Below are 26,493 nucleotides of genomic sequence, written 5' to 3'. Positions count from 1 at the left end.
GCGACCGGCGACCTCGACCTGTAGTCCGCTCTCGGCGGGGAGCGCCGGGCCGCTCGGGCCCCGGCTACCTGCACCGCAGGGTACCTGCGGCGCGGTCGGTAGCCTTCAAGGGTATGGCCCACGTCACCGACCTCTTGAAAACGCCGCACTGGTCGACCGACATCCCGATGCACACGCAGCACTTGCGGCTGCCCGTGATCGAGGAGCGCGGCTTCGTGGTCCTGACCGACGCCGAGCCGGTCGTGCCCGACGAGGAGTTCCTCTCGCTCGAGTACATGGACTGGAAGAGCGGCGGTGACACGAACTTCGCGCCGATCGCGACCGCCGACGGCGAGCTCGACTGCCAGGGCTTCTGGAAGCCCGGTGACGAGCGCCCCGACAAGGGCGGCAAGCTCACAACGAACGCGGAGCGCTGCCCGACGATCGTCGACCATGTGCGCGACGTGGGTGCCGACTTCGGGCGGGTCAGGACGATCAAGCTCGAGCCCCAGAGCTACGAGGAGGCGCTCCCTCACATCCACCGCGACGACAACAACCGCTTCAACCCCGAGCCCACGGGTTGGGTGGTTCGTCAGTGGATCGAGCTCACCGAGAACCCGGGTGCGTTCATGGTGCTGATGGAGCAAGGCGACGACGGCCTGCCCGACCAGCGCACCGAGGTCCACATCCCGATGCATCGAGGGGCGCGGTTCATCGTCGACACTCAGCGCCTGTGGCATGTCGTCTGCAACCCGAGCGACACCACCCGCTGCGCGCTCATCAGCAGCTTCGAGAGCGGGCCCGAGCTCGACGCGTACATCCACGCGCACCTCCCGGCTTCGACGTAGGCACTCCCCGTCCATGGATGAGGAAATCGTCATCATCGGCGCGGGGCCTGCCGGACTCACCGCGGCATACGTGCTCACGAAGCGCGGGGTACCCAGCACCATCCTCGAGGCCGACACCGTCGTCGGCGGCATCAGTCGCACACCCGAGCGCGACGGCTGGCGCTTCGACATCGGGGGTCATCGCTTCTTCACCAAGGTGCAGCCGGTCGAGGACCTCTGGTTCGAGATCCTGGGGCCCGAAGACTTCCTGCGTCGGCCCCGTCTGAGCCGCATCTATTACCGCGGGAAGTTCTACGACTACCCGATCTCGGCCATGAACGCGCTCCGCAACCTCGGACCGATCGAAGCGGTGCGCTGCGTGATGTCGTACCTGTGGGTCCGGGTCCATCCCCCGAAGGACAAGACCACGCTCGAAGGCTTCGTCGCCTCGCGATTCGGCTGGCGGCTGTACCGACACTTCTTCAAGACCCAAAGCGAGAAGGTGTGGGGCGTCCCGTGCACCGAGATCCAGGCCGACTGGGGCGCCCAGCGCATCAAGAACCTCTCCCTGTTCCGCGCGGTGTGGGAAGCCCTCAAGCCCAAGCGCATCCGCCGAAAGGCCGACAAGGCGAAGCAGGTCACCAGCCTGATCGAGGAGTTCAACTACCCGAAGTACGGCCCCGGGATGATGTGGGAGCGCTGCACTGAGCTCGTGACCGCGAACGGCGCCAAAGTGATCTTCGACTCCAAGGTCACGAAGGTCGAGCACGAGAACGGGCGGGCCGTCGCGGTGACCGCGCTCACCGAAGGTTTGCCGGCCCGCTATCCGTGCACCGATGTGATCTCGTCGATGCCGATCGGTGAGCTGCTCCGCGCGATGGACCCGCCGGTCCCGGCAGACGTCGTTGCCGCGGCCGACGGGCTCCGCTACCGCGACTTCATCACCGTGGCCCTCGTCCTCCCCGAGGAAGACGGGTTCCCCGACAACTGGATCTACATCAACGACGCGAGCGTCGCGGTGGGGCGGATCCAGAACTTCGGGAGCTGGTCGCCCTACTTGGTCAAGGACGGTCGTACCTGCCTCGGGCTCGAGTTCTTCGTGAACGAGGGCGACCACATGTGGACCAAGGCCGACGCCGACCTCATCGAGCAGGGCAAGCGCGAGCTGTGCGCGATCGGGCTGCTCGCTGATCCCTCACGAGTCGAAGCCGGCTACGTCGTACGGATGCCCAAGGCGTACCCCATGTACGACGCGGTCTACAAGGAGAACGTGGCAACGCTCGCCGGATGGATCGAGCAGCACGCACCGAACATCTATCCCGTAGGTCGCAACGGGATGCACCGTTACAACAACCAAGATCACTCGATGTACACCGCGATGCTCTCCGTTGAGAACATCTTCGGCGCGCACCACGACATCTGGTCGGTGAACGTCGAGGAGGAGTATCACGAGGAGCGCACCGCGGCGCCGCCCCACCCGAACCAGTGAGGGCGGGGCGCCTCCTTACTGCTTGAAGCCGGCGACCACCTGCTTCCAACGCTCCGGGTCGCTGCGGTACGGCGCGTAGAACGAAAGTCGGTTGACGAGGTCGCCGTAGCGGGCGAGCAGCGCTTTGGGCACGTCCTCCGGCGCCGCGACGACGGCGAACGTCTCGAGCATCTCGTCGTCGATCAGCTCGCCCATCTCCACCCATTTGCCCTGCTTGGACATCTTGTTGAGATCGTCCTGCGCCGCGCCCCAGCCATGGAGCTCGAGCACACCGCGATACGCCGGGGTGGACCCGTAGAACGCGATCTGTTGCTTCGTCCCCTCGCGGGCTCGCTCGATCTCCTCGTCGCTCGTGCCGGTGACGACAAACAACGGTCCGGAGATGTCGAAGTCGGCACGCGACTTGCCAGCCTTCGCGAATCCCCGTTCCAGCGCTGGCAGCGTAACCTCGCGCACATAGCGCTCGGTGGTGAACCCGTGCAGGATGATGCCGTCGGCTACCTCGCCGGCGACTTCGGTCATGAGCTCGCCGACCGCGGCCAGCTGGATGGACGGAGGGCCGTAGGGGCTCGGCCCCGGGTCGAAGAACGGCGTCATGAGCGTGTGGTTGTAGAACTCGCCGCGGAACTCGAGCTTCTCGCCGTTGTTCCAGCACGCCCAGATCGCGCGCATCGCCAGGATCATCTCGCGCATGCGTGCCGCCGGGTGCGACCACGGCATCGAGAACCGCTTCTCGATGTGCGCCTTGATCTGGCTTCCGAGCCCCAGACGGAAGCGCCCCTTCGACAGGAGCTGGAGATCGTGCCCGATGTTCGCAAGCGTCATCGGGTTGCGCCCGAACGCCACCGCAATGCTCGTCCCGAGCTCGAGCCTCTCCGTGTGCTCAGCAGCAATCACCAACGGCAGAAACGGGTCGTGGTTCGTCTCAGCAGTGAACGCCCCGTCATACCCCATCTCCTCGAGCTCCCGAGCAACCGAAACAATCTCCTCGATCCCCACCCCAGGAATCCCACTGTCGACCTTCATGTCCACTTCTTCTTTCTTCAACGGACCGCCAATCGGCAGCGTACCGATCCAAGTCTGCGCGTGGCCGAACCGCCGCCGAGCGAAGCAAGGCGGGGGCAAGGGGGGTCGCCACGCCGCATTTGCGGCACCGAAGCCGGCCCGAGCGCAGCGAGGGCGGCGAGGGGCAGCACGAGGCGTGGCGGTCCCCCGGGCCCCGCAGCAACCTCCGGCGCGCCAGCCAGCGTCCAGCACGCGCCAGATCCGCACGACTGTCACACCCCGGGTTTATCGTCCGACGTATGGGCCGAGCGTTGCCGTACTCCCTCTCGCCGAGCTCGTGCGCGGCATTCAAGGAGTGCCCGCTCGCGTTCCGGTTCTCCTACCTCGAGCGCCTACCCGAGCCACCGTCGGCGCCGGCCTCCAAGGGCACGCTCGTGCACCGTGCCCTGGAGCTGTTGATGTGTCGGCCGCCGAACGACCGCACCATCGACGCCGCACGTGCCGACCTCGACCGAGCCCGCGCCGAGTTCTCGACCGATCCCGAGTTCAGCGAGCTCGAGCTGAGCGAAGAGGAATGGGCGCAGTTCCACGAGGATGCCGAGACGCTGGTGCAGCGCTACTTCGAGCTCGAGGACCCAACCACCGTGCGACCCATCGGCCTCGAACTCAAGCTCGAGGCTCGGGTCGGCGAGGCGCGCCTGCGCGGCGTGATCGACCGCCTCGAACTCGATGCCGACGGCGAGCTCGTCGTCACCGACTACAAGACCGGCGGCGTGCCCTCCGAGCGGTTCGAAGGCAAGAGCCTCAGCGGCGTGCACATCTACGCACTGCTCTGCGAGCAGATGCTCGGGCGGCGACCGGCGCGCGTGCAGCTCTTCTATCTCAAGAAGCCGGAGGCGATCATCGCCACGACGAGCGAGCAGACGGTCGGCGGTGTCGAACGCCGCACCTCTGCGCTCTGGAATGCGATCACGCGCGCGTGCGCTCGCGACGACTTCCGGCCGAGCCCCAGCAAACTTTGCGACTGGTGCGCGTTCAAGGCGTACTGCCCCGCGTTCGGGGGCGATCCGATCGACGCGGCAGAGCTCCGTGGTCCGGGCACGATGATCGAGCCGGCGCTGCCACTCGCGTGACCCCTCGGTAGGCTTGGTGCGCATGGGCGACTTCCTCGACCGCGTGCACGCTCTCGACGAGTCGATCGAGAAGCAGTTGGAGCGATACCGCAGTGACGCGTTGGATCGCTTGTTCTACAGGCTGTCGAGCGCAGCCGATCACGGGTTGCTCTGGCACGCGCTCGGTGCAGCGCGCGCTATCCGACGCGGGGAACCCGGATACGCCTTGCACTTCAGCAAGATGCTGGGATTCGAGTCGGCGCTCACGAACGGCTTCGTGAAGTCGCTGTTCCGTCGCGTTCGACCTCCCGAGCACTTCACGAACGACGACCCGCTCCCCTACGGGATGCGCCGACCGATCACTTCGTCGTTCCCGTCCGGGCATGCGGCCACCGCATTCATGTGCGCTGTCCTGCTATCGAAGGGAACGCGTGCTGGCCCCTTCTACTTCTCGCTTGCAGCCCTGGTTGCCACGAGTCGCGTGTACACGCGCATGCACCATCCCTCCGACGTGGCCGCGGGAGCTGCGCTCGGGCTCGTGCTCGGGAAAGCAGTGAAGTCGCGGTTCTGACTCCGGCGCGGAGCCGCGGAGCGCGACCAAGAAGTAGGTTGGGCCGTTCACCAGGAGGCCCCGTGACCCGCAAGCTCGCCGTCACCTTCGACTACCGCTGCCCCTTCGCGTACAACGGTCACGCCTCCGTCATCGCCGCGGTTCGCGGTGGCGCCGACATCGAGGCCCGTCCGCACGCGTTCTCGCTGGATCAGATCCACGTGCCCGAAGGCGAAGCACCGGTCTGGGAACGAGACCCGAGCGAGCGGGGCACGGGTGTGCTGGCGTTGCTCTATGGCATCTCCGTGCGTGACCACTTCCCCGAGCAGTTCGTAGACGCGCACCTTGCCCTCTTCGCCGCCCGTCACGAGCACGCAAAGAAGCTGGGCAAGGAAGACGTTCTGCGCGAGGCGGTAGCGTCGGCCGGCGTCGATCCGGACGCGGTTGCCGACCACGTGCACGGCGGGGAATCTCTGGCCACGCTCGCCAAGGAGCACACCCAAGCGGTCGACCGTTGGGGTGTCTTCGGCGTGCCCACGTTCATCGAAGGCGAGAACGCGGCCTTCGTGCGCTTCATGGAGCGGGACCGCGCCGATGACGTGGAGCGCGTCCTCGACTTGCTCGACTGGGTGGGCTTGAATGAGTTCAAGCGCCCGACGGTGCCGAACTAGCGCTACCGCAAGGCGGGAGGATCGTCGAGCACGTCTTCCAACGCCTCCGCCCACTCCGCGGAACCCGGATCACGCCAACTGACGTGCGCGCACTCGGTCGCGAGGTCCTGCACGTACAGATGCAGGGTGGGGGCGTCATCGGCGAGCTCCATGATCTCCCGGGCACGCGGGTGCGGCGGTGCGTCCTCGAGGAGATCGACGAGCGCCACGCACGCGAGCACGCGGCTGCGGCACCCCGGACAGGCCGACACGGTCGCCGCGTCGAGGCCCGCCGTGAGGGTGAGCAACGAGCCAGCCTCCTCAGAGTCGAGCACCACCTCTTCGCCGTCGTCGTCCACGAATGCGAGCGCGCCTTGCGACCCCATCACCATCGACGGTAGACGTCCTTCATGAACGCGGTGACGATCGTCGACGGCGAGATCACTTGGCAGGAGCACCCCGACCCGGTACCAGGGGATGGAGAGCTCCTGATCGCGGTGCGCGGTGCCGGACTCAACGGCGCCGACATGATCCAGCGACGCGGGCTGTACCCAGCGCCTCCCGGGGTTCCGGCCGACATCCCGGGACTCGAGCTCGCGGGCGAGGTCGTGGCCACCGGGCCGGGCGTCGCCCGCTTCACCGCCGGTGACCGCGTGATGGCCGTCATCGGTGGCGGCGGCCAAGCCGAGCTGGCGATCGTGCACGAGCGTCATGCACTCCCTGTGCCTGGGGAGGTCGCCTGGCCGCAAGCCGGTGGCTTCCCCGAGGTGTTCACGACCGCGCACGATGCATTGTTCACCCAGTGCGGATTGAGTCTGGGTGAACGGGTGCTCGTGCACGGCGCGGCGGGAGGAGTCGGGATCGCGGGCGTGCAGCTCGCCGCGTGCGTCGGAGCTCGAGTCGTCGCAACCGTCCGCAATGCTGATCTGCGCGCCGCGGTTGCCAAGATCGGGAGCGCCTGCGGCTCGGTGGAGGTGATCGCGCCTGACTCCTTCGCCGATCACGGTCCGTTCGACGTCGTGCTCGAACTCGTCGGCGCCCCGAACTTTCCTGCCGACCTCGACGCCCTCGACTCCGGTGGCCGAATCGCGGTGATCGGCGTGGGCGGCGGCGCGAGCACCGAGCTCAACCTGTTCACGCTCATGGGCAAGCGAGCGCGGGTGCACGGCTCGACGCTTCGCAACCGCTCCCATGAAGACAAAGCCGTTGCGGCTCGTGCCATCGAGCGCGCCGTGCTCCCCTTGCTCGAACGAGGCGCCATCGAGGTCCCCGTGGCGGCAGAGATCCCGATGTCCGACGCGGCGGCCGCCTACGAGCGATTCGCCGCGGGCGCCAAGCTCGGCAAGATCGTGCTCGTGACCTAGCTCACTTCATGATGAGCACGCTCATGTGCGTACAAGCGGTCGCTTGGCACGTCGTACCGGGTGGAGGCCCGGTCGCGCAGTCGACCGTGAACGGTCGCTTCCGATCGAGTCCGATGAGCCACACGACCCGCTGTGGCAGCGGCGCGACGCCAGCGACGGTTGGCGGGGTGACGGGGGTCTGCTCGCCCTCGGGGAGGTTCTTCACCCATTCGACCATCACGACGTGGTGCATGCCTTTGAACGCGAGCTTGAGGTTCCCGGGATATGCCAGCTCTGGACGGGCTCCGTAGGTGCTGACCGAGATCGCGGGCGCCAACTCCACGTAGAGGACTGCCTTGGCTTGATCGAAGCTCGCAACCGAAGTGGGCACTCCCTTCCCGTCCACCTCCAGACCAAACGGAGCCTCGCGGTACTCCACCGTGTACGCCGGTGTGCACGTGACCGATGCCGTGGACTCGGTCGTGGAAACAGGGATCGTCGTGGGTACGGCCTCTTCGTCCAGGGCGAAGTTGAACGTCACCTTGTCGTAGCAGGCGAATGGCTCGGCCACTGCGGTGTTGAGGTACTCGACCGCGCCACCGGGATTCGTGGCGCGACCGTCGGTGCCGGCCACGATGTACCGACACCCCGGGTCGTCGGCCGAGATCCCCGTGGGAGCGGGCGTGCTGTTCTTCTTGCCCTTGCCCGACGCGCTGTCGGACGACGAGCCGCCACCGCACGCGCAGAGCGCGACGAGCGTGATCGCTACGACAAGTCGTCCGGCGCGCCGCACGTCAACCGATGTCGATGTACACCCGCGGTGGACCGGTGAGCGCGCCAACCGTGAACGGTCTCGTGCTGTCGAGACCGATCACCCACACGAGCACGGCCTCGAAGTCCTCCAGCCGCCGCACCTCGCGTACGTGAGCGAGACCAGTTGGCACGATCGACTCCGGGCCGGTATAGGTCTGTGGTGCCGCCGGGTCGCTCAGGTCAACGCCCGACGCATGGGGCAAGGTGATGACGAGGAACGAGCTGCCCTGAACGGTGAGCGGCATCCCCGACTCGCCGAACGTGAAGGGACCGGAGCGGTACTCGACGGTGTACGCGGGTGCCGCTCCGTCACGGAACTCGAAGACGACGCGGTCGGCGCACTTCTGACTGCCGGTGCGGAGATCGGTGTGCAGGGAGACGGTGTCGGGGCCGGCGCCGATCTTGGCGTCGGTCGTCGCGCCAGCGAGCGAGCAGGGCCCGCTGCCGGTGGTTGTCGCCTCGCTCGACGAGGTCGTCGTTCCCCCGGTGCTCACCTTGGGATCGTCGCCGTTGCACGAGGCCAAGACCACCGCAGCCAGCACCGCGGCGACGAGGAACGCAGACTTCTTCATGGCGACAGGTTAGGGCGGGGGTAGCCTCGCCGACGCGTCACTCACCGATCGGGTGACAGCACAGAACCGAGAGCTGCACAGGAGGTCGAGGCGTGCAAACGCTCAACGACACTGACGTCGTGATCGTGGAAGCCGTGCGTTCTCCGTTGGGGCGACGCAATGGCGGGTTGTCGAGCGTCCATCCTGCCGATCTGCTCGGCGCCGTCCAACGCGAGACCATCGAGCGATCGGGTATCGACCCGAACGCGGTTGGCCAAGTCGTCGCCGGATGCGTCAGCCAGACGGGTGAGCAGACGTTCGACATCGGCCGCACCGCGTGGCTCGGTGCCGGGCTCCCGATCGGCGTCGCCGGCACGACCGTCGACGCGCAGTGCGGGTCCTCCCAACAGGCCACGAACTTCGCCGCCGCGCTGGTCGCGGCCGGCGTCGTCGACAGCGCCGTCGGGTGTGGAGTCGAGTCGATGACCCGGATCCCCCTCGGCGTCGCAGTGAAGAACGGTCCCGGTCGGCCTTTGTCCAAGGCCTACTTCGACCAGTACGAGTACGCGACACAGTTCGAGGCCGCGGAGCGCATCGCCGAGAAGTGGGGGATCACCCGGTCCGATTGCGACCAGCTTGGGCTCGAGTCACAGACCCGGGCACGGCAGGCGTGGGACGAGGGACGCTTCGAGCGGGAGGTGCTTCCGATCGACGCACCCGATGTCGACGACGAGGGCAAGCCGACGGGCACGACCCACGCCGTGGTTCGTGACGAGGGACTCCGCGAGACCTCGCTCGATGCGCTCGCCGCGCTGAAGCCGGTCGCACGTGACGACGGTGTACACACCGCGGGGACGTCGTCACAGATCACGGATGGGGCCGCCGCGGTCTTGATGACGTCGGGAGCCAAAGCCCGCGAGCTCGGCCTGCGCGCCCGGGCCCGCATCGTCGACCAGTGTCTCGTGGGGTCGATCCCGTGCTCATGCTGACCGGGCCGATCGATGCAACCCATCGTCTGCTGGATCGGACAGGCCTCTCCATCGGTGACATGGACACCGTTGAGATCAACGAGGCCTTCGCGTCGATCGTGCTCGCATGGGAGCGTGAGATCCACCCAGACATGGGGCGGGTGAACCCCAACGGCGGCGCGATCGCGATCGGGCACCCGGTCGGCGCAACCGGTGCGCGGCTCATCACAACTGCGCTGCACGAGCTCGAGCGCACTGACGGGACGTTCGGGCTGATCACCATGTGCTGCGGCGGTGGTCTCGGGAGCGGCACGATCATCGAGCGGCTCTCGTAGAACATGACCGAGCTGGCCGAGCGTCTGGGCTACCCGCCCAACACGAAGCTACTCATCGTGAACTGCGACGACCTCGGGTCGACCCGCTCCGCCAACGTCGCCGTGTACGACGCGCTGCGAAACGGCATGGCGACCAGCGCGTCGTTGATGATCACGTGTCCTTGGGCCCGCGACGCGGCTGCGCAGTACCGGGGTGAAGATGTCGGGGTACACCTCACGCTGAACGCGGAGTGGGAGACGTACCGCTGGGGCCCGATCACCCGAGCGCCGAGCCTGCTCGACGGCGACGGCGGCTTCCCCCGGACGATCGAGGACACCTGGGACCACGCCGATCTCGAGGAGGTGCGACGGGAGCTGCGCGCCCAGGTGGAACGGGCGATCCTCTGGGGTTTCGACGTGAGCCATCTCGACAGCCACATGGGAGCGCTCCAACTCCGGGCGGACTTCTTCGACGTCTACCTCGAGCTCGCGGTGGATTTCGGCCTGCCGCTCCGGATGGGATCAACGAGCGCGCAACGCGTCGTGGGGTTCCCGTACCGTGAGCTCGCCGCAGCCGAGGGCGTCGTCTTCCCTGACCACTTCGTGCTCTACGCGCCGGTTGGCGCCCGTCACCCCATCGAGCGCGCGCTGTTCGAACTGCGCTCCGGTGTCACCGAGGTGTACCTGCACCCGGCTGTCGACACCGATGAGCTGCGGGCGTCACATCCCGACTGGGCCGGACGCGTCGAGGACCACGCGTTCCTGTGCACGGATCCGTCTTTGCCCGACTTGATCGACCGTGCTGGAGCCGTGCTCATCGGCTACCGCGAGCTGCGCGCGCTCCAACGAGTCTGAAGAACCGGCGCGGCGTCGGGTCAGTACTGCGTGATGGCCCGGATCTTCTCCTGCACGGCCTTGTACTCGGGGGACATCGTGAGCGGCATGAGCGACATGAGCTTTCCCATGTTGCCTGCCACCTTCATGCGACCCTGCATGAAGGCCGCGTTCGGATCGAGCTCGCCCTGCTGGATCCTCACAGCGTCGTCATAGGTCGAGGTCATCGTGATCTCGGGCTCGGCAATGTCACCGAGCTGCGACTCGAGGAGCTTGCCGTTCTCGAGCACCCAGTAGTACTTGATGTCGCCGTCGGGACCACCCGTCACGACGTACTGGATCGTTGTCGACGCGCCGGGGCGCTCTGGCTGGTCCTTTGCGTGCTCGCGCGCTTCGTCGAGCCACTCTTGCGTCAGGTACTTCATCCCCACTCCTGGCGCTGCGCGCCGGGGCGTTCGGCCCCCGGCTCCCTGCGCCGCAGGGTACCTGCGGCGCGGTCGGTCGCCTCGTGCATTCACCGAGTGTACCGACGGGTCAGGTGACGGACGCCGTGTCGCTCTCGCGTACGCCGGCGAACAGATCATCCTCGGTGTCGCGTGGCGGGACATCACCGACTCGCGAGCGGGCCAGGATGTACTCGTCCCACGGGAACACCTCGCGAACGACCTCGTCGGGCAGTCGCATCCAATGACCTTCGGGATCGACCTGGGTGCGATGGGCGAGCAGCGCAGCCCGGCGGCGATGCAACCACTTGCCCACCTCCACGAAGGTCGTGAAGTGGGCGTCGTGATCGGGCATCCCCCGCTCGAACCATTGCGCGTACGGGCTCTCCTCGCCGCGGCGGATGAAGATGTCGTGCATGGACTGCACCCGGCGGCGTGAGAAGCCGGTGTAGTAGAGCTTCGACGGCTGCCACGCGGGCCCCGCGTCGGGGAAGCGATCGGGATCGCCGGCCAGGTCGAACGCGGGCACCGAGACCTCGTGGACGCGGATGTGGTCGGGATGCGGATAGAACTCCCGGTCCTCGGCATAGGTGACGATCACTTGCGGTCGCTCGGCACGCACGATCCGGACAAGCCGTTCGACCGCCTCGTCGAGGGGCGCGTTTGCGAAGTTGTCTGTTCGGGCGTTCACCTCGGTGTCGGGCATCCCGGAGTCGTGATACCCGAGCATGTGCACGACGTCATAGCCAATGGCGGCCGCGCTGTCTTCGAGCTCTTGGAGGCGAACCTTCGCAAGGTTCGAACGAACGTCTGGCGTGTCGACCGCCGGATTGAGGATGTCGCCAGCCTCGCCGCCGGTGCAGCACACGAGCACGGCGCGCACCCCCTCGTCGTGATAGCGCGCCATCGTCGCACTGCCCTTCGACGCTTCGTCGTCGGGGTGCGCGTGCACGCTGAGCACGCAGAGGGGGTTGCCATCGCGATCGACGAGGGGCCCGAGGGGCGACGTCATCCGAAGCCGAGGATATCGCTCGCATCGGTCGCCGACGCGACGGCCGATACAGTCCGCCTGTGTCGCGCCGCGTCGTTTCCGCTTTCTTGCTCGTCGCGGCGCTGCTCGCGTCGAGCACCACGGCCGCGCGAGCGGGCGCGGGAGCTGTTGAACCGCTCACGTGGCGCGGGTGCCGCGACGGTTTCGAATGCGCGACGCTCGATGTGCCAGTTGACTACGCCGTGCCCCAGGGCGAGCAGGTCGGGATGAGCCTCATCCGGCGCCAAGCCGTGAACCCCGACGCGCGGATCGGCAGCCTGGTCGTCAACTACGGCGGGCCCGGCGATCCCGGGACCGACTCGCTGCGGGTCGCGTACCAGTCTCTGCCCGCCGAGATCCGCGAGCGCTTCGACATCGTCAGCTTCGACCCACGCGGTACCGGGCGCTCGCGACCGATCGATTGTGTTGACGACGCCACCTTCGACCGGGCCTGGTCCGAGGACGTGACCCCAGACAGCCAGTCCGAGCTCCCCGCCTACTACGACGGCACCGTGTTCTCCGTGGACTTGGTGGGGGCGTGCATCGACCGGCACGGCGAGTGGCTCACCCACGTCGGGACACGGAACGTCGCGCGCGACCTGGATCGCCTCCGGGCCGCACTCGGTGACCCAAAGCTCACATATCTGGGCTTCTCGTACGGCACCACGCTGGGTGCGGTGTACGCACAAGAGTTCCCGAGCAACGTCCGCGCACTCGTGCTCGATTCGGCGGTCAACCTGTCCACGAGTCCCGAACAAAACCAGCGTGGCAACGTCCGCGGCTTCGAGGACGCCATCGAGACCTTCGTGACTACGTGCGAGAGCGATCCCGACTGTCCCTTCTATTCGAACGGGCACCCTCGGGAAGGCCTGTTCCGCCTGCGCGACGAGTTCGAGGATGGGCTTGTTCTCGACACACTCGATGGGCGCACCGTCGGGGTGACCGAGTTCTACGTAGCGATGCTCGCCGCGCTCTACTCGGAGCAGGGTCGGAACGACCTTGGCCAAGCTCTGCGCGACGCCGAGGAGGACCGCGACGGAACATACCTACGCCTGTTCAACGATGGGTATGCGGGGCGTGCCCCGAACGGCACCTACAACAACCTCCACGAGGCGATCGGGGTCATCCGGTGCGCGGATCAACCGGTCGAACGAGTCTCCTTCAGCGAGTTCCGAGCCAAGTTCATCGACTTCATCAAGCGGTTCCCGGTCTTCGGTCGTGCGTTCGCCGGTTCACCGCTGGGTTGCGACCCGAGACTGCCGACGCCCCGGAAGGAGGAGCAGCTCGGTCACGTGCGGGCGACAGACGCGCCTCCGGTGCTCATCGTCGGCGTCACCCGCGACCCGGCCACACCGTACGCGGGTGCGTTGGATCTCCAGCGGCGCTTGCGCGGTTCACGAGTCCTGACGCTCGACAGCACCCAGCACGGTGGCTATCTGTCCGGCGTGGCTTGCATCGACACCGCCGTCGACCGCTATCTCGTCCAACGCAAGATGCCGCCGCGCGGCGCGCGCTGCGAGCTCTGAGACGTGTCTACGCGCGATCGAGGCGAAAGACCTCGACGCGACCGATGTCACGGAGCCTCCGGACGCCGTGACGGCGGGCTTGGATCCCCGTCGCGGGTGCGAGCGCGTCGGCGAACTCACCCGATGCGAGCACTTGCCCGGGGCGCGCCAGATCGGTAAGGCGGCTGGCAAAGTTCACAACCGGTCCGAAGTAGTCGCCCTCGCGCGCGAGCAACGGGCCGTACGCAACACCGGCTCGGACCGAGGGAAGCAGCTCGTCCTCCTTCGAACGCTCCGTGAGCATCAACGCGATCGCCGCGGCTGCACTCGCGGTGTCGGTCACGAACATCACCTCGTCACCGATCGTCTTCACGATCCGCCCACCCTGACCCACGACTGAGTCGTGAGTGAGGTCGGCGAACCGTGCGACGAGCGCTCCGAGCTCGCTCTCATCGAGGTCTTGGGACAGCGCGGTGTAACCGACGAGGTCGACGAAGCCGACCGCACCGGTGACCGCACCCGGGGTGGATGGATCGATTCCGGCCAACCGACGCCAGATCGCGGCGCGGAGCTGGAGCCGGTGCGCGTGGTCGATCAGTCGGGCAATGGCCTCGAAGTCGAGGCGTTCTGCGATCGCCAGTGCGAATTGCTCGTCATCGAGCCCCGCTTCACGGGCGAGACGGGCTGAGTGCGTCAGCTCGTCGGTCTCTGAATCCGCGACCCGGGCGAGGGAGGAACTCAACACGCGGGCTTGCGAGAGCGCCCGCTCGAGCGTCCAGTCGAGCACGGAGCTGGTCTTGATCCGGTCCACGAACGCGCGCAACGCGTCGACATCCGCTTTGGTGAAGACGGGCAACCCCTCGGCAAGGTCGGGGAAACCGATCGCGCGCCACAGCAGCCGCGCGGTTTCCAGATCGGTGCCCGCGCGCTCAGCGAGCTCCGCGATCGTGTACTGCTGGGTGCCAGGCATGATGGCCCGGTCGAGCACGAGCAGCGACAGATAGCCGTGGCGGGCCGCGTTCTCGATCTCCTCGGCAGTCGCCCCACGTCGGCGCAGGAACCGCTGGAGGGATCGCTTCACAGCACCAGCGGTCTCACGCGGAGCGCGGCACGTCCTTCCAGGCCAGGTCGCGCGAGCTGTCGGGCTCTTTGGGGAGACCGAGCACGCGCTCGCCCAGGATGTTGCGCATCACGTTCGAGGTGCCACCCTCGATCGTGTTCGCCTGCGCCCGTAAGAAGCCGCGCGCGATGTCACGGGAGGCATCGCTGTCGGTGGTCATCCACGCCATGCCGCGTTCGTTGACGTGGGTGAGCTCCGGGCCCTCCCACGCCATTCCGCGTGCACCCTCGAGGTCGATCGCGAGCTTCTGGAGGCGTTGGTTGTACTCAGCCTGCATCAACTTCGTGATCGACCCTTCGGGGCCCGCTTCGGCGCCGCGCTTGCGTCGATCGCCCGCGCGCTGGTTGTTGAAACGGATGAGGCGACCGTCGATGTATGCCTGGGCGAGCCGCTGACGCAGGCGCGGGTCCGTCACACCCTGCTGGCGAGCGAGCAGGCGCTCGATCGCGCTCCCGCCGACGGCATCTCCCGAAAGAGAGCCCGCACCGGACAGGGCGACGCGCTCGTTCATCAGGGTGGTAACCGCGACGCGCCAGCCCTCGCCCTCGGGACCGACCCGCATCGCGTCGGGGATCCTGGCGCCTTCGAAGAACACCTCGTTGAACTCAGCGTCGCCGGTGATCTGCACCAGCGGACGAATCTCCACCCCCGGCGCGTGCATGTCGATCACGAAGTACGTGAGCCCCTTGTGCTTCGGAACGTCGGGGTTCGTGCGGGCGAGCAGCATTCCCCAGCGCGAGAGGTGCGCAAGCGTCGTCCAGACCTTCTGACCAGTGACGACCCACTCGTCGCCGTCACGCACGGCACGCGTCGAAAGGCCGGCGACGTCAGAGCCCGCGCCCGGCTCAGAGAACAACTGGCACCAGATCTCCTCGTTCGTAGCGAGCCCGCGCAAGAGCTGCTGCTTCTGCTCCTCGGTGCCCCAGGTGATGAGGGTGGGTCCGCCCATGCCGATGCCGATGATGTTGAACGGCCGCGCCACCTTGTAGTGGTTCAGCGCGTCGTTGACGTGCTTCGCCTGACCCGGACTGAGTGACAGGCCGGCGCCGTACTCCTTCGGCCACGTCGGTGTCGCAAAGCCCGACTCGCCGAAGCGCGTGCACCATGCCGAGTAGTCGAGAGCGGCGCGCAACTTGGTCCAACCGTCGCGGTCGTCGGTGTCGATCGCCTCCATCCATCCGCTGGGCAGCTCGCTCTGTAGCCACTCCAACGTCTGCGCTCGCAGCTCGTCCGCGGTCTGTTCTGGGGCGTCGACGGCCATCGATGGATCGTACTTGTGACCGCAGCGTGAGACCGCCAGTCGCGTAGGCCGTCCCATAGGCTCCAAGGGTGATCCGCGCTTGGCGATACCGCGAAGGCGTCGACGAGCCACAAGCCGTCGACATAGATGCGCTCCCCGAGACCCAGCCTGATGCCTTGCTCTGGATCGAATGCGAAGGACCAACTGCAGAGGAGATTCAGACGCTCGGCGCGAAGCTTCGGCTGCACAAGTTCATCGTCGAGGACCTCGAGCACGGCGAGCAGCGCACGAAGCTCGACCATTACGAAGATCACTTCCACGTCGCGGTCCACGATTGCGAGCTCCTGGGTGACCTCGAAGAGACCGAGGGCGAAGCCGCGGTCGAGCTGGTGACCCGCGAGATCGATGTGGTGTTCGGCGATGGATGGTTGTTGTCGGTGTGTCAATGTCCCGAGAACCCGGAACACGATTTGTACCCGATCGGCGTGGTCCGCCGATCCTTCGAGCGTCAGCGGACAGACCCAGGGACGACCGACGAGGGCTTCTTGCTCTGGGCGCTGCTCGACGGCGTGGTGGACCGCTACTTCCTCGTGAGCGACGCCGTGGACGACCGCCTCGACGCACTGCAGGAGGTCGTGCTCGACGACACCGTCGATCGCATCCGACGGGGCCGGCCGCGTGAACTGTTCGATCTGAGCAAGGCGATCCTGCGGTTCCGGCGTGCCGCCCTGCCCTTGCGCGAGGTCGTCGGGCAGCTCTTGCGCCGCGAGGACCCTGACATCAGCGAGGCTGCGCTCGCGCACTTCCAGGACTTGTACGACCACGTCCTGCGGGTCGCCGATCTCGCTGAGTCCCAACGCGATGTGCTCACGGGCCTGCGTGACGCCGACCTTGCGGTCACGTCGAACCAGATGAGCCTCGTCCAACAGAAGATCGCCGCGTGGGGCGCCATCCTCCTCGTGGCCACCCTCGTGACCGGCGCATTGGGCATGAACTTCCAAACTGCGCCCGGGGTGGGCTGGGAGGCTGGGTTTGCCTGGATCGCTGGGGTCATCGCGGTGCTCTGCCTCCCGCTCTACATGTACTTCAAGCGCCGAAAGTGGCTGTGATCCCACGACCGCATCGCGAGCGGCATCGCTTCCGACGGATCGGGTGGTTGCGCGCGGCGGTCCTCGGCGCGGACGACGGCATCGTCTCGACTGCCAGCATCTTGATCGGGGTCGCCGCAGCCTCGGCATCACGCAGCTCGATCATCGTGGCCGGCCTTGCCGCGCTCGTGGGCGGCGCTCTGTCGATGGCCGCGGGTGAGTACGTATCCGTCAGCTCTCAACGCGACACGGAACGGGCCGACATCGCACGCGAGCGTCGTGAGCTTGCTCGCACCCCCGAACTCGAGCTCGAGGAGCTCACCGAGATCTATCTCCAACGCGGGCTCGACGAGGCCCTCGCTCGAGAGGTTGCCACGAAGCTGACCGCGGAAGATCCGCTCGGCGCGCATCTGCGTGATGAGCTGGGCATACACCACGCGGGGCGAGCGCGCCCGTGGCAGGCCGCGTTCGTGTCGGCTGGGAGCTTCGCGGTCGGCGCGTCGTTGCCGCTCGGGGGCGCGGCCGCCGCACCGTCCGACGGACGGATCGAAGTGGTCGCCGGCGTCGCGCTGGCCCTGCTCGCGCTCACCGGCGCGGTCGGTGGTCGGCTGGGCGGTGCGCCGATGGGTCGCGCGGCAGCTCGCGTGCTCGCGGGCGGCGGTCTGGCGATGGGCGCGGCGGCGCTCATCGGGGACCTCGTCGGTACGACCATCTAGTCGTTTCCGGCGCTAGTCGTCCGGGACTGGATCCCTCCGCCAACCAATGATGCGGGACGCCCGCCAGCCGACCTCGAGCACGAGGATGGCGGCACCGGCAACCAGTCCGGCCTCACCGACGATCCGCCAATCAGGGAGCTCGAGCGCGTAGAAGTCGCGCGCGGGCTCGATGACGAGGATGAGCACGACCGCGCCCACCATCGTCCCGACCAGCATCGCCTTCCAAAGAGTGAACGGGCGCGCCAAGATCACGAGTACCCAGAGCCCGACGGCGACCAGCACGAGCGTCGTGGTCGTGCGGGACTCTCGCAAGGTGAGGTTCTCTTCGTATCGGGCGATTGCATAGGTGACGAGCGACGCGGTTCCGGCAACGACACCGGCGGGCACACAGAACCGCACCACCCGCTCGAGGAAGCCGGGGATGTAGCGCCGCTTGTTGGGCGCGAGCGCGAGGAAGAAGCCGGGGATTCCGATCGTGAACGTGCTCACGATCGTGAGGTGGCGGGGCAGGAACGGATATCGCCATCCGGTGGCAACCACCGCGAGCGCGAGGAGCACGGCATAGATCGTCTTGGTCACGAACAGGTTGGCCGAGCGTTCGATGTTGGCGATCACGCGTCGACCCTCGGCAACGACGCCAGGCATCGTTGCGAACCGACTGTCGAGCAGGACGAGCTGGGCAACGGCGCGCGTCGCGGCGGCGCCCGAACCCATGGCCACACCGATGTCGGCGTCCTTGAGCGCCAATGCATCGTTCACGCCGTCGCCGGTCATCGCCACGACGTGGCCCCTCGACTGGAGCGCACCGACCATCGCCCGCTTCTGCTGCGGTGTCACCCGACCGAACACGGAGTGCCCCTCGAGAACGTCGGCAAGCTCGTCTTGGTCGTCGGGTAAGTCGCGTCCGTCGATCACGTCCTCCGCACCGGACAACCCGACCGCGCGCGCGACCGAGGCGACGGTGCGCGGGTTGTCGCCGGAGATCACCTTCAAGCTCACCCCTTGGTCGGCGAAGTACGCCAGCGTCTCGGCTGCATCGGGGCGCACGTGCTCGGCCAGCAGGACGAGCGCCGCCGGTTCGAGGTCGTCGGGCAGAACCTCCCCGGCGATCGGGCTGCCGCAACGCGCCAGGACGAGCACGCGGTTGCCCGCGGCAGCCAGCTCATCGGACCGCTGCCGAGCGGGGTGCTCCGAACCCGACGTGGCCAGGACCATCTCGGGCGCTCCGAAGACCCACGTGCCGTGGTCAGCGAACGTCGCCGAGCTCCACTTCCGGGCCGACGAGAAGGCGACGACCGACACTCGCGTCCAGCCGGGGTCGCCAAATGCCTGCGCGATCGCGCCCAGTGTCGCGTTGCGGTTCTCATCGGCCGCGAGCGCACCCAGCGCCTGCTCGGCTTCACCGAGGTCGGAGCCAACGGGTTCAAGACGGTCGAACACCACATCGCCCTCGGTCAGGGTGCCGGTCTTGTCGAGGCACACCACATCTACGCGCGCGAGCACCTCGACCGCTGGGAGCTCCTGCACGAGAACGTTGCGACGCGCCAGCGTCACGGTCGCGATCCCGAAGGCGAGGCTCGTGAGCAGCACGAGCCCTTCGGGGACCATTCCGACCACGCCAGCGACGACGCTCGTGAGCGCACCGTCGACCTCGCGGGTCTCGAGCTGACGCCAGAGGAGGAGCGCCGTCACCGGGAAGAGCGCGTATTGGATGTATCGCAGCAAGGTGTTGATCCCGTACACCAGCTCCGACTTCACGAGCGTGAACCGGCGCGCTTCGGAGGCGAGCCGGCGGGCATAGGCGTCGCCACCCACGTGTGTCGCTTGGAAGCGTCCCGACCCGGCCACGACGAAGGAGCCGGACAACACTTCCTCCTGCGGATCCTTGGCGACCGCGTCGGACTCACCCGTGAGCAACGATTCGTCGATCTCCAACCCGGCAACCGACCGCACGATCCCGTCGACCGGAACCTGGTCGCCGGTGCGCAGCTCGCAGAGGTCATCGAGGACGATCGACTCCACCGGCAGCTCGGTGGTCGTTCCGTCCCTCAACACGTGCAGTCGGGGCGCGACCGTGACCGCGAGCGCATCGAGCTGGTGCTTGGCACGGACCTCTTGGATGATCCCGATCAGTGAGTTGGCGACAAGGATCAGGCCGAACGTGGCGTCCTGTATCTCGCCGACGCTCAGGATCACCACGAGCATCACGCCGAGGATGGCGTTGAAGCGGGTGAGGACGTTGGCGCGGACGATCTCGCTGTAGGTCCGGCTCGTGCGCTCGCTCGTCTCGTTGGTCAGCCCACGATCGATCCGGTCACGCACCTCGACATCAGTCAGACCGGTGTCGGGAGTCTGGTGCGCCGGTTCAGCCACGCCGGGAGGCTAGCGATCAGCATCGCAGGTACCCTGCGATGCTGGTAGCCGAGGCCCGAGCGGCCCGGCGCGAAGCGCCGAGAGCGGGAGTGTTGGAGGCTACCGATCAGATCGCGAGAAGGCGTCGCTTACTCAGCCTTCGCGCTGCCGGCGGGAACCAGCTCGATCTCACCGGTGTCGTCATCCTCGAGGATCCGGTAGCCACACCGCTCGGCCAGGACGGCTTGGCCCTCGTCAGGTCCGCTGGCGATGAGCTCGTCACCGGCTTCGAATCGGACGTGACCGCGCGGCCGGTACACGTATCGGCCTGCGCGCCGGATCGCGAGAAGATAGAAGCCGGTCTCCACCTCGAGCCGGGCTTCGGCGAGGGTCTTGCCCTCGAGCGCGGACCCCGACGCCACGGGCACCCACGCGATCACCTCGTCGCTGTCGCCGAGCGCGATCTTGAGCACGGGGTGCATCTCCTCACCCTCTTCGATCAGCCAGACCATCTGCTGTGCCGCGTCGCCCAACTCCTCGGCCGCGCCACCCAGGTGCAGCAAGCCGCGCAGCGGCGACGGGTCGACCTCGTTGGCCGCGCTGCGTAGGACCCAGACCTCGAGCCGTTCCCGCATCTCGTCGAGCCGGTCCCCGAGGGAGTTCACCTCCGCGGCCAGGCTCTGATCGTTGAACAGCAGGGCCGAGTAGGCGAGGCCGATCGCCACCTCGGACACGTTCTTCATCTCGACCAGCACATCGACGGCCCGATCGAGGTCGGTGATGGCAGGATCCTCTTCGACCTGAGGCGGGCGCCACTCGGGCGCGCCCGCGAGCTCTCGGAGCTCACCGATCCCCGCGGGCGGGCCGCGCAGGATCAACACGTCATCGGGCACGAGCACCTCGTCGCCGTCGGGGTCGATGATCCACTCCTTGCCGCGTCGGATCGCGACGACGCGCATCCCGACCTCCACCGGCAGCTCGACATCGGCGAGCGAGCGTCCGGCGAGCGCGGAGTCGGCACGGACGCGCACGCGGTGCGAGACCTCTTCGGCCGCGGCAAGGTCGGCGACGAGCGCGGCCGGGATGCCCAACCGGTGCGTGACGATGCGCGCGATGTCCTCCGCGCCGTTGGCCATTCGCTCAATCGCGGCGACCACGTGCAGGACGCTCGACATCTGCTCGGCGTCGTGTGGGGAACGCGCCGCGAGGATGCAGATCTCGCGCATTTCGTGCACGAGGCCGCTCAGGCGCTCCTCGAGCTCGTGCACTTCGGCAGCCATGTGCTCGTCGCCGAAGAAGAGCGCCGCGTATGCCAAGTCGACCATGAGCTCGGAGGAATCCTTCGCCTCCGCGAGCATGGCCTTGAGATTCCGTGGAGGTTTGTCGTCCATCAACCTTCGCTCACTCGCTGCGGGCCAGGGTACCTACTCCCCTGGCTCCGCGGCCGCTCGTTCTCCATCTTCCCTCTTTTCACGACAGCCCCAGTATTGCGAGAGACACCATGAGTGAAGCCGCTCCGAGGAAGTCGGAAGCCGACGACACCATGGGGATGCCGTTGTTGTCGGGGTCCCAGCCCAGTCGGTAGGTCAGCAATGCCCCGAAGTACGCCACGACGCACGACAGCGCGGTCGCAACGATCCCAGCGAGCATCATGAGCGCGAGCATCTCGAAGACGCCAGGGCTCGCGATCCCGGCCACGGCTGCGATCACGTCGGCAGCGATCCCGAGCACGAGAAAGATCGGGATCGCGATCACGTAGACCAGCGTGATGTCCTCCACGACCGGTCGAGGACTGAAGCGGTCGGGGCTGACGAGACCGAGGTGGAGCTTGGTGGCCACGCGCGCCGAGAGGATGCCAGCTAGCGAGCCGGACAACGAGAGCAACGGCGGGATCACGATCAAGAGAGCGGGCTCCTCGGAGAGCGAATCGAACCGCGACTGGATGGTGACCCCAGCGAACGTGCTGAGGGCCCCCGCGGCGATCAGGAACGGGAGCGACTCGCGTGCGATACGGCGCAGGACCGGCAGATGGCTCCGCAAACAGCCAACGAGCGCGGTCAGGGTCGCGGCCGCCGAAGCGATCGCCAGCGCGGCGACGAGCCAGCGCGGCGCGTCAATGACCAGCAAGGCGGCCAGGAACAGGCTGGGCAGCGTGATCATGTCGGCTGCCGCGGTAACGACCGGCGCGGCGACGTTGTCGAGGTCGTATTCACGACGCACGCTCAGTGCTGCGACGCCCACGGTGATCGCCATCACCACCACGGTCGGGATGAGCGCGCCCACCACCGACACGACCACGAAGTCGCCGATTGACATGGCGTTGCGCACACCGAACGACTCGGCCACTCCCTTGGCCACGAGCGCGAGCAGGAGCGAGGCACCGAAGGACAATGAGGCGGCCGCCCACAGGTTCTGCCCGACTTCGGTGTCACGCCGGGCGGAGAGTCGGAACGTTCCCGTCGCGACCGCGGTGCCCAGGCGACTTCCGAGCGCGCCATACACGTTGCCGCGCAGGCCGACCGCTGCCGGAACGAGAACGAGGAGACCGGGGAGCTGTTCGAGGGTGCCGGTGATCGAGCCGAGCGTTACGCCGGCAGCGAGGCCGGTTGCCGTGCTGAGCAGGTGCGCGACGAAGCCAGCACGGAAGCCGGCTGGGTCCGCGCGGACGAGCGCGAGGAACCGCCGCACGATGCGGAGGCGGCGCAGCATTGGTTTGTACTCGGAGGCTCGTTCATTCTGATCTCCATGACGGCGATGTCAGGGTATCCCCCTTCCTGTCGCGCTCGCTCGGCGCCGGGAACCACATCCTTGGTCGACTCCGCAGGCTTCGTCTCCTTGGTGACGAGCGGCATGGCCCCTCGCCACCGCGCCGCTCTTCGAGACGCTCGCCAGCGACTGCGAGCGCCTCCGGCGCCGCCGTTAGTGGAAGTCGCGCGATCTGAGGAGGGCGGCCGGGCGGAGAGCGAGTGCTTCGATGCGGTGGGCGAGCAGGTTGATCACGCCCTGTTGACGCTCGAGCATCCCGCGCACGATCAGCGCGGGTGAGGTGCGGGCCACCTTGCGGAACCGCTTCCACACATCGGGCGTGCAGACCACGTTGACGAGGCCGGTCTCGTCCTCGAGGTTGATGAACACCACGCCCTTGGACGTCTCCGGCTGCTGGCGGTGGGTGACGATCCCACCCACCTCCACGACCGTGCGGTGGGAGAGCCCTCTGAGCGCCTCCGCGGTGACGGCGCCCCGGGCGCTGAGCGCAGCGCGCACGAACTCCGTGGGGTGTCGGCTCGTGGACATGCCGGTGGACCAGAGATCGGCGTTCGTCTCGTCGATCGGCTCCATGCCGGGCAGGGGAGGCGCCTCGACCCCGGTGATCACGCCGGGGAGCGTGCCGGGGCGGGCGTCGTGCAGCGCGCCCGCTGCCCACAACGCCTCTCTCCGCTCCACGCCGAGGGAACCGAACGCGCCGGCGGTGGCCAGCGCCTCGAGCGCGTCACCGGGGGCATTGGTCCGGCGCGTGAAGTCCTCCAGGCTGATGAATGCTCCGCTGGCCTCACGCGCCGTCTCGATGCGCTCGAGGAGCGCGTCGGCGAGTCCGCGCACGTAGCGCAACCCGATGCGCAGCGCGTGCTCGGACGGGTCGGCGTGCCACCCATTGCGCGGACGACCGACCGGGCCCGCATCGGGCGTGCGTGCTTCGAGCGTGCAGTCCGTGCGGGAGATGTTCACGTCGGGTCCGAGCGCCTGCACCCCGTGGCGAACGGCGTCACGCACGAGCGTGTGCGGCGAGTAGAAGCCCATCGGCTGCGCGTTGAGCAGCGCGCACACGAACTCGGCCGGGTAGTGCAGCTTCACCCATGAGCTCGAGTACACGAGGTAGGCGAAGCTCACGGAGTGGCTCTCGGGGAAGCCGAACTGCGCGAAGGCTTCGAGCTTGTGAGCGATGTCGGTGGCCGCGTCGGTGTCGATCCCGCGCTCGGCCATCCCCTGCATCAGCCGGTCGTGCATCGCAGCCATGCGCTGCTTCGAGCGCTTCGACCCCATCGCCTGGCGCAGCTGGTCGGCTTCCCCCGGCGTGAAGCCGGCCGCGTCGATGGCGATCTGCATGAGCTGCTCCTGGAACAACGGCACACCGAGCGTCTTGCGTAGGCACGGCTCGAGGATCGGGTGCGGGTAGGTGACGGGCTCCTCACCGGTGCGCCGGCGCAGATACGGGTGTACCGAGCCGCCCTGGATCGGCCCGGGGCGGATCAGCGCGACCTCAACCACGAGGTCGTAGAAGGTGCGCGGCCGAAGGCGCGGCAGCGTGCCCATCTGTGCGCGGCTCTCCACCTGGAACACGCCGATCGTGTCGGCCGCGCACAGCAGGTCGTACACCTCGTCTTCTTGGGGGATCGTGGCCAGGTCGATCTCGATCCCCTCGTGCTCACGCACCAGGTCGACGGCCATGTGCAGCATCGTGAGCATCCCGAGCCCGAGCAGGTCGAACTTCACGAGGCCTGCGGACGCGCAGTCGTCCTTGTCCCACTGGAGCACCGAGCGGTCCTCCATGCGAGCCCACTCGACCGGGCAGAACTCCACGAGCGGGCGGTCGGCCATCACCATGCCGCCCGAGTGGATGCCGAGGTGGCGCGGGAAGTCGAGCACCTGGGTCGCCAGGTCCAACACCATGGTCGCGCTCGCTCGGGGCCGGGATACCCGGCCCCGCCCTTCGGGCCGCTCGGCTCCGCTCTCCCCCACCACCGCCAACGGATCGTCACCGCGCCCCCATCTGTCCACCTGCTTGGCGAGCGCATCGGCGTGTCCGGGTGAGAGGCCCGCGACCTTGGCCATCTCGCGCAATGCGGAGCGCGGTCGGTAGGTGATGACGTTGGCGACCTGCGCGGCGCGGTCGCGCCCGTACTTGTCGTAGACGTACTGGATGACCTCCTCTCTTCGCTGGTGCTCGATGTCGAGGTCGATGTCGGGTGGCCCGTCGCGCTCGGGCGACAGGAACCGCTCGAAGAGCAGTCCGAGCGCGACCGCGTCGGCTTTGGTGACGCCGAGGGCGTAGCAAACCGCGCTGTTCGCGGCGCTCCCCCGGCCCTGGCAGTAGATGTCCTGCTCCTTGCAGAACTCGACGATCTCGAAGATCAGCAGGAAGTAGCCGGGGAACCCGAGCTGCTCGATCACGTCGAGCTCGTGGGCGATCTGACGTTGCGCCTTCTCATGGTCGGGGTGACTGGGTGAGTAGCGGCGTGCGGCGCCGCGCCGGGTGAGCTCGCGCAGCCACGACATGTCGGTGTGACCGGGTGGCACGTCGAGGTTGGGGAGGTTCGGTGCGGCGAGGCGCAGGTCGAAGGCGCACTGGCGCGCGATGTCGACGGTCCGTTCGACCGCGCCGGGCCACCGCGCGAATCGCCGGTGCTGCTCGGCCGCGCTGCGCAGGTGTGCAAACGACGATGCCGGCAGCCAGCCGTCGATCTCGTCGAGCGAACGTCTCGATCTGATGGCCGCGAGCGCGGCAGCGAGTTGGCGTTGCTGCGGTGTGGCGTAATGCACGTTGTTGGTGGCGATCACATCGACACCTGCCCTGATCGCGACTTCGGCGAGCGCGTCGTTGCGGTGCCGGTCGAGGGGATCGCCGTGGTCCCACAGCTCAACGAGCACGCGGTCGCGCTCGAATGCGTCGGTCAAGTGGTCGAGCGCGCGCCGAGCTGCCGCCGGACCCTCGGCGTGGAGCGCGCGCGCCAGCGGTCCCTTGCGGCAACCGGTGAGCACGTGCCATGCGTCGTTCGTCGCACTGGTGCGGTTGTGAGTGAGGTGCACACCGGCGCGTGACGCGGCAGCGAGCGCTTCGATCACGAAGCGCGGCGCGCCCTTCTCCCCCGCCATCTGTCCTTCGCTGATCGCCCGTGCGAGACGGGCGTGACCAAGCGGTCCTTCCGCGAGGACCACCAGATGGTTCCCCGGCGGATCCGCGACTCCGTTCGGCGGCCCAGCCGTCTGGTCGAGGGTGAGCTCGGCGCCGAACACCGTCGGCATCCCCACTGATGCGGCGGCCAGCGCGAAGCGCACGATCCCGTAGAACCCGTCGTGGTCGGTGACCGCGAGCGCGGCCAAGCCGAGGCGCGCGGCCTCGTCGACCAGCTCCTCAGGGTGACTGGCACCATCGAGGAACGAGAAGTTGGTGTGGCAGTGCAGCTCGGCATAGCCACCTTCTGGGCGCGCTCGCTCGGCGATCGGGATACCCGACCGCCGCCCTGCGGGCCGCTCGCCAGCGCCGTGCTCCACGGGCCCTACTCCGCCAGGACCCAGAACCCCGAAGGGCCGGGCTGGGCACCCTATCGAACGTATGTTCGCTAGGGCAAGAAGGGCCCGGCATCCCGGTCAGCGCGCCGACCGATACCGCCCATCGAAAACTGCATTCGCGGTATCACCGCGGTTGAAGCGATGCCCTTCCCAGACTGTGAACTCGTCGCGGTCAGCACACCGCATGGGAACCGCGGCCAAGGCAGCATCAAGCGTCGGATACCGACCTTCATGCCGACCTTTCGTCCAGTTGCGGATGAGGTACTCGTACATGAC

Annotated in this window: 22 protein-coding genes and 1 pseudogene; 11 read left to right on the top strand and 12 right to left on the bottom strand. The window is 67.6% G+C overall.

What is annotated here, in order from left to right:
* Window positions 1-113 precede the first annotated feature (113 nt).
* Entirely contained in the window at window positions 114-827 is a 714-nt protein-coding gene (locus WEE69_00210; GenBank protein ID MEX1143719.1) for a hypothetical protein, read from the top strand.
* 13 nt (window positions 828-840) lie between these two features.
* On the top strand, window positions 841-2,295 hold the full coding sequence (locus tag WEE69_00205; GenBank protein MEX1143718.1) for an NAD(P)/FAD-dependent oxidoreductase: 1,455 nt from the start codon (window positions 841-843) through the stop codon (window positions 2,293-2,295).
* A 15-nt stretch (window positions 2,296-2,310) separates the two neighbouring features.
* Here WEE69_00205 and WEE69_00200 read toward each other — a convergent pair whose 3' ends face one another.
* Window positions 2,311-3,321 (bottom strand): LLM class F420-dependent oxidoreductase, encoded by a 1,011-nt coding sequence (locus WEE69_00200; GenBank protein MEX1143717.1) that lies wholly within the window; start codon window positions 3,319-3,321, stop codon window positions 2,311-2,313.
* Between the two features lie 278 nt (window positions 3,322-3,599).
* Between WEE69_00200 and WEE69_00195 the strand changes: the two genes are divergently transcribed.
* The 3 genes from WEE69_00195 (at window position 3,600) to WEE69_00185 (ending at window position 5,633) form a co-directional block, all read left to right on the top strand.
* Window positions 3,600-4,433 (top strand): PD-(D/E)XK nuclease family protein, encoded by an 834-nt coding sequence (locus tag WEE69_00195; protein ID MEX1143716.1) that lies wholly within the window; start codon window positions 3,600-3,602, stop codon window positions 4,431-4,433.
* A gap of 22 nt (window positions 4,434-4,455) precedes the next feature.
* Window positions 4,456-4,983 (top strand): phosphatase PAP2 family protein, encoded by a 528-nt coding sequence (locus WEE69_00190; GenBank protein MEX1143715.1) that lies wholly within the window; start codon window positions 4,456-4,458, stop codon window positions 4,981-4,983.
* A 62-nt stretch (window positions 4,984-5,045) separates the two neighbouring features.
* Entirely contained in the window at window positions 5,046-5,633 is a 588-nt protein-coding gene (locus WEE69_00185) for a DsbA family protein (protein ID MEX1143714.1), read from the top strand.
* Between the two features lie 2 nt (window positions 5,634-5,635).
* On the opposite strand, the gene WEE69_00180 is transcribed toward WEE69_00185, so the two are convergent.
* The gene (locus WEE69_00180; GenBank protein ID MEX1143713.1) at window positions 5,636-5,998 is read right to left on the bottom strand and encodes a hypothetical protein; all 363 of its coding nucleotides are present in this window, start codon (window positions 5,996-5,998) and stop codon (window positions 5,636-5,638) included.
* A 24-nt stretch (window positions 5,999-6,022) separates the two neighbouring features.
* Here WEE69_00180 and WEE69_00175 point away from each other — a divergent pair, with 24 nt between their 5' ends.
* Window positions 6,023-6,976 carry a zinc-binding dehydrogenase gene (locus WEE69_00175; protein ID MEX1143712.1) on the top strand — a complete coding sequence of 318 codons (954 nt, stop codon included), beginning with the start codon at window positions 6,023-6,025 and terminating at the stop codon, window positions 6,974-6,976.
* A gap of 1 nt (window position 6,977) precedes the next feature.
* Here WEE69_00175 and WEE69_00170 read toward each other — a convergent pair whose 3' ends face one another.
* Window positions 6,978-7,748, bottom strand: coding sequence for a hypothetical protein (locus WEE69_00170; protein MEX1143711.1), 771 nt, complete (start codon window positions 7,746-7,748; stop codon window positions 6,978-6,980).
* 1 nt (window position 7,749) lies between these two features.
* Window positions 7,750-8,340 (bottom strand): hypothetical protein, encoded by a 591-nt coding sequence (locus tag WEE69_00165; protein MEX1143710.1) that lies wholly within the window; start codon window positions 8,338-8,340, stop codon window positions 7,750-7,752.
* A 92-nt stretch (window positions 8,341-8,432) separates the two neighbouring features.
* Here WEE69_00165 and WEE69_00160 point away from each other — a divergent pair.
* Window positions 8,433-9,622 (top strand): annotated as a pseudogene (locus tag WEE69_00160) (steroid 3-ketoacyl-CoA thiolase).
* 3 nt (window positions 9,623-9,625) lie between these two features.
* A complete protein-coding gene (locus tag WEE69_00155) occupies window positions 9,626-10,456 on the top strand; it encodes a polysaccharide deacetylase family protein (GenBank protein ID MEX1143709.1) in 831 nt (276 codons plus the stop codon).
* Window positions 10,457-10,476: 20 nt separating this feature from the next.
* On the opposite strand, the gene WEE69_00150 is transcribed toward WEE69_00155, so the two are convergent.
* Both WEE69_00150 and mca read right to left on the bottom strand, forming a co-directional pair.
* Window positions 10,477-10,860, bottom strand: coding sequence for an SCP2 sterol-binding domain-containing protein (locus tag WEE69_00150; protein ID MEX1143708.1), 384 nt, complete (start codon window positions 10,858-10,860; stop codon window positions 10,477-10,479).
* A gap of 109 nt (window positions 10,861-10,969) precedes the next feature.
* Window positions 10,970-11,890, bottom strand: a complete 921-nt coding sequence (gene mca / locus WEE69_00145) for a mycothiol conjugate amidase Mca (GenBank protein ID MEX1143707.1) — start codon at window positions 11,888-11,890, stop codon at window positions 10,970-10,972.
* Between the two features lie 59 nt (window positions 11,891-11,949).
* Here mca and WEE69_00140 point away from each other — a divergent pair, with 59 nt between their 5' ends.
* A complete protein-coding gene (locus WEE69_00140) occupies window positions 11,950-13,434 on the top strand; it encodes an alpha/beta hydrolase (GenBank protein ID MEX1143706.1) in 1,485 nt (494 codons plus the stop codon).
* A 7-nt stretch (window positions 13,435-13,441) separates the two neighbouring features.
* Here WEE69_00140 and WEE69_00135 read toward each other — a convergent pair whose 3' ends face one another.
* Together WEE69_00135 and WEE69_00130 are read right to left on the bottom strand one after the other, a co-directional pair.
* Window positions 13,442-14,494 (bottom strand): adenylate/guanylate cyclase domain-containing protein, encoded by a 1,053-nt coding sequence (locus WEE69_00135; protein ID MEX1143705.1) that lies wholly within the window; start codon window positions 14,492-14,494, stop codon window positions 13,442-13,444.
* 13 nt (window positions 14,495-14,507) lie between these two features.
* Window positions 14,508-15,794 carry an acyl-CoA dehydrogenase family protein gene (locus WEE69_00130; protein MEX1143704.1) on the bottom strand — a complete coding sequence of 429 codons (1,287 nt, stop codon included), beginning with the start codon at window positions 15,792-15,794 and terminating at the stop codon, window positions 14,508-14,510.
* Window positions 15,795-15,862: 68 nt separating this feature from the next.
* On the opposite strand from WEE69_00130, the gene WEE69_00125 reads away from it, so the two are divergent.
* Together WEE69_00125 and WEE69_00120 are read left to right on the top strand one after the other, a co-directional pair.
* Complete coding sequence (locus WEE69_00125) at window positions 15,863-16,882, top strand: magnesium transporter CorA family protein (GenBank protein ID MEX1143703.1); 1,020 nt, start codon at window positions 15,863-15,865, stop codon at window positions 16,880-16,882.
* Window positions 16,883-16,929: 47 nt separating this feature from the next.
* The gene (locus tag WEE69_00120) at window positions 16,930-17,577 is read left to right on the top strand and encodes a VIT1/CCC1 transporter family protein (GenBank protein MEX1143702.1); all 648 of its coding nucleotides are present in this window, start codon (window positions 16,930-16,932) and stop codon (window positions 17,575-17,577) included.
* Between the two features lie 12 nt (window positions 17,578-17,589).
* On the opposite strand, the gene WEE69_00115 is transcribed toward WEE69_00120, so the two are convergent.
* The 4 genes from WEE69_00115 to WEE69_00100 form a co-directional block, all read right to left on the bottom strand.
* Entirely contained in the window at window positions 17,590-19,950 is a 2,361-nt protein-coding gene (locus WEE69_00115) for an HAD-IC family P-type ATPase (protein ID MEX1143701.1), read from the bottom strand.
* Between the two features lie 128 nt (window positions 19,951-20,078).
* Window positions 20,079-21,320 carry a TrkA C-terminal domain-containing protein gene (locus WEE69_00110; protein MEX1143700.1) on the bottom strand — a complete coding sequence of 414 codons (1,242 nt, stop codon included), beginning with the start codon at window positions 21,318-21,320 and terminating at the stop codon, window positions 20,079-20,081.
* A 79-nt stretch (window positions 21,321-21,399) separates the two neighbouring features.
* Window positions 21,400-22,638, bottom strand: coding sequence for a magnesium transporter (locus tag WEE69_00105; GenBank protein MEX1143699.1), 1,239 nt, complete (start codon window positions 22,636-22,638; stop codon window positions 21,400-21,402).
* Between the two features lie 210 nt (window positions 22,639-22,848).
* On the bottom strand, window positions 22,849-26,199 hold the full coding sequence (locus WEE69_00100) for an error-prone DNA polymerase (protein ID MEX1143698.1): 3,351 nt from the start codon (window positions 26,197-26,199) through the stop codon (window positions 22,849-22,851).
* Between the last annotated feature and the right edge of the window lie 294 nt (window positions 26,200-26,493).

Source organism: Acidimicrobiia bacterium (assembly GCA_040881685.1).
Taxonomy (GTDB): domain Bacteria; phylum Actinomycetota; class Acidimicrobiia; order IMCC26256; family PALSA-555; genus SHVJ01.
This window is presented reverse-complemented; position numbering and strand designations above follow the sequence as displayed.

What these genes read in the sequence shown, in the direction of transcription:
- WEE69_00210 (MEX1143719.1), top strand. Translation starts at nt 114, where the DNA reads ATGGCCCACGTCACCGACCTCTTGAAAACGCCGCACTGGTCGACCGAC.
- WEE69_00205 (MEX1143718.1), top strand. Translation starts at nt 841, where the DNA reads ATGGATGAGGAAATCGTCATCATCGGCGCGGGGCCTGCCGGACTCACC.
- WEE69_00200 (MEX1143717.1), bottom strand. Translation starts at nt 3,321, where the DNA reads ATGAAGGTCGACAGTGGGATTCCTGGGGTGGGGATCGAGGAGATTGTT.
- WEE69_00195 (MEX1143716.1), top strand. Translation starts at nt 3,600, where the DNA reads ATGGGCCGAGCGTTGCCGTACTCCCTCTCGCCGAGCTCGTGCGCGGCA.
- WEE69_00190 (MEX1143715.1), top strand. Translation starts at nt 4,456, where the DNA reads ATGGGCGACTTCCTCGACCGCGTGCACGCTCTCGACGAGTCGATCGAG.
- WEE69_00180 (MEX1143713.1), bottom strand. Translation starts at nt 5,998, where the DNA reads ATGGGGTCGCAAGGCGCGCTCGCATTCGTGGACGACGACGGCGAAGAG.
- WEE69_00175 (MEX1143712.1), top strand. Translation starts at nt 6,023, where the DNA reads ATGAACGCGGTGACGATCGTCGACGGCGAGATCACTTGGCAGGAGCAC.
- WEE69_00165 (MEX1143710.1), bottom strand. Translation starts at nt 8,340, where the DNA reads ATGAAGAAGTCTGCGTTCCTCGTCGCCGCGGTGCTGGCTGCGGTGGTC.
- WEE69_00155 (MEX1143709.1), top strand. Translation starts at nt 9,626, where the DNA reads ATGACCGAGCTGGCCGAGCGTCTGGGCTACCCGCCCAACACGAAGCTA.
- WEE69_00150 (MEX1143708.1), bottom strand. Translation starts at nt 10,860, where the DNA reads ATGAAGTACCTGACGCAAGAGTGGCTCGACGAAGCGCGCGAGCACGCA.
- mca (MEX1143707.1), bottom strand. Translation starts at nt 11,890, where the DNA reads ATGACGTCGCCCCTCGGGCCCCTCGTCGATCGCGATGGCAACCCCCTC.
- WEE69_00130 (MEX1143704.1), bottom strand. Translation starts at nt 15,794, where the DNA reads ATGGCCGTCGACGCCCCAGAACAGACCGCGGACGAGCTGCGAGCGCAG.
- WEE69_00110 (MEX1143700.1), bottom strand. Translation starts at nt 21,320, where the DNA reads ATGGACGACAAACCTCCACGGAATCTCAAGGCCATGCTCGCGGAGGCG.
- WEE69_00105 (MEX1143699.1), bottom strand. Translation starts at nt 22,638, where the DNA reads ATGCTGCGCCGCCTCCGCATCGTGCGGCGGTTCCTCGCGCTCGTCCGC.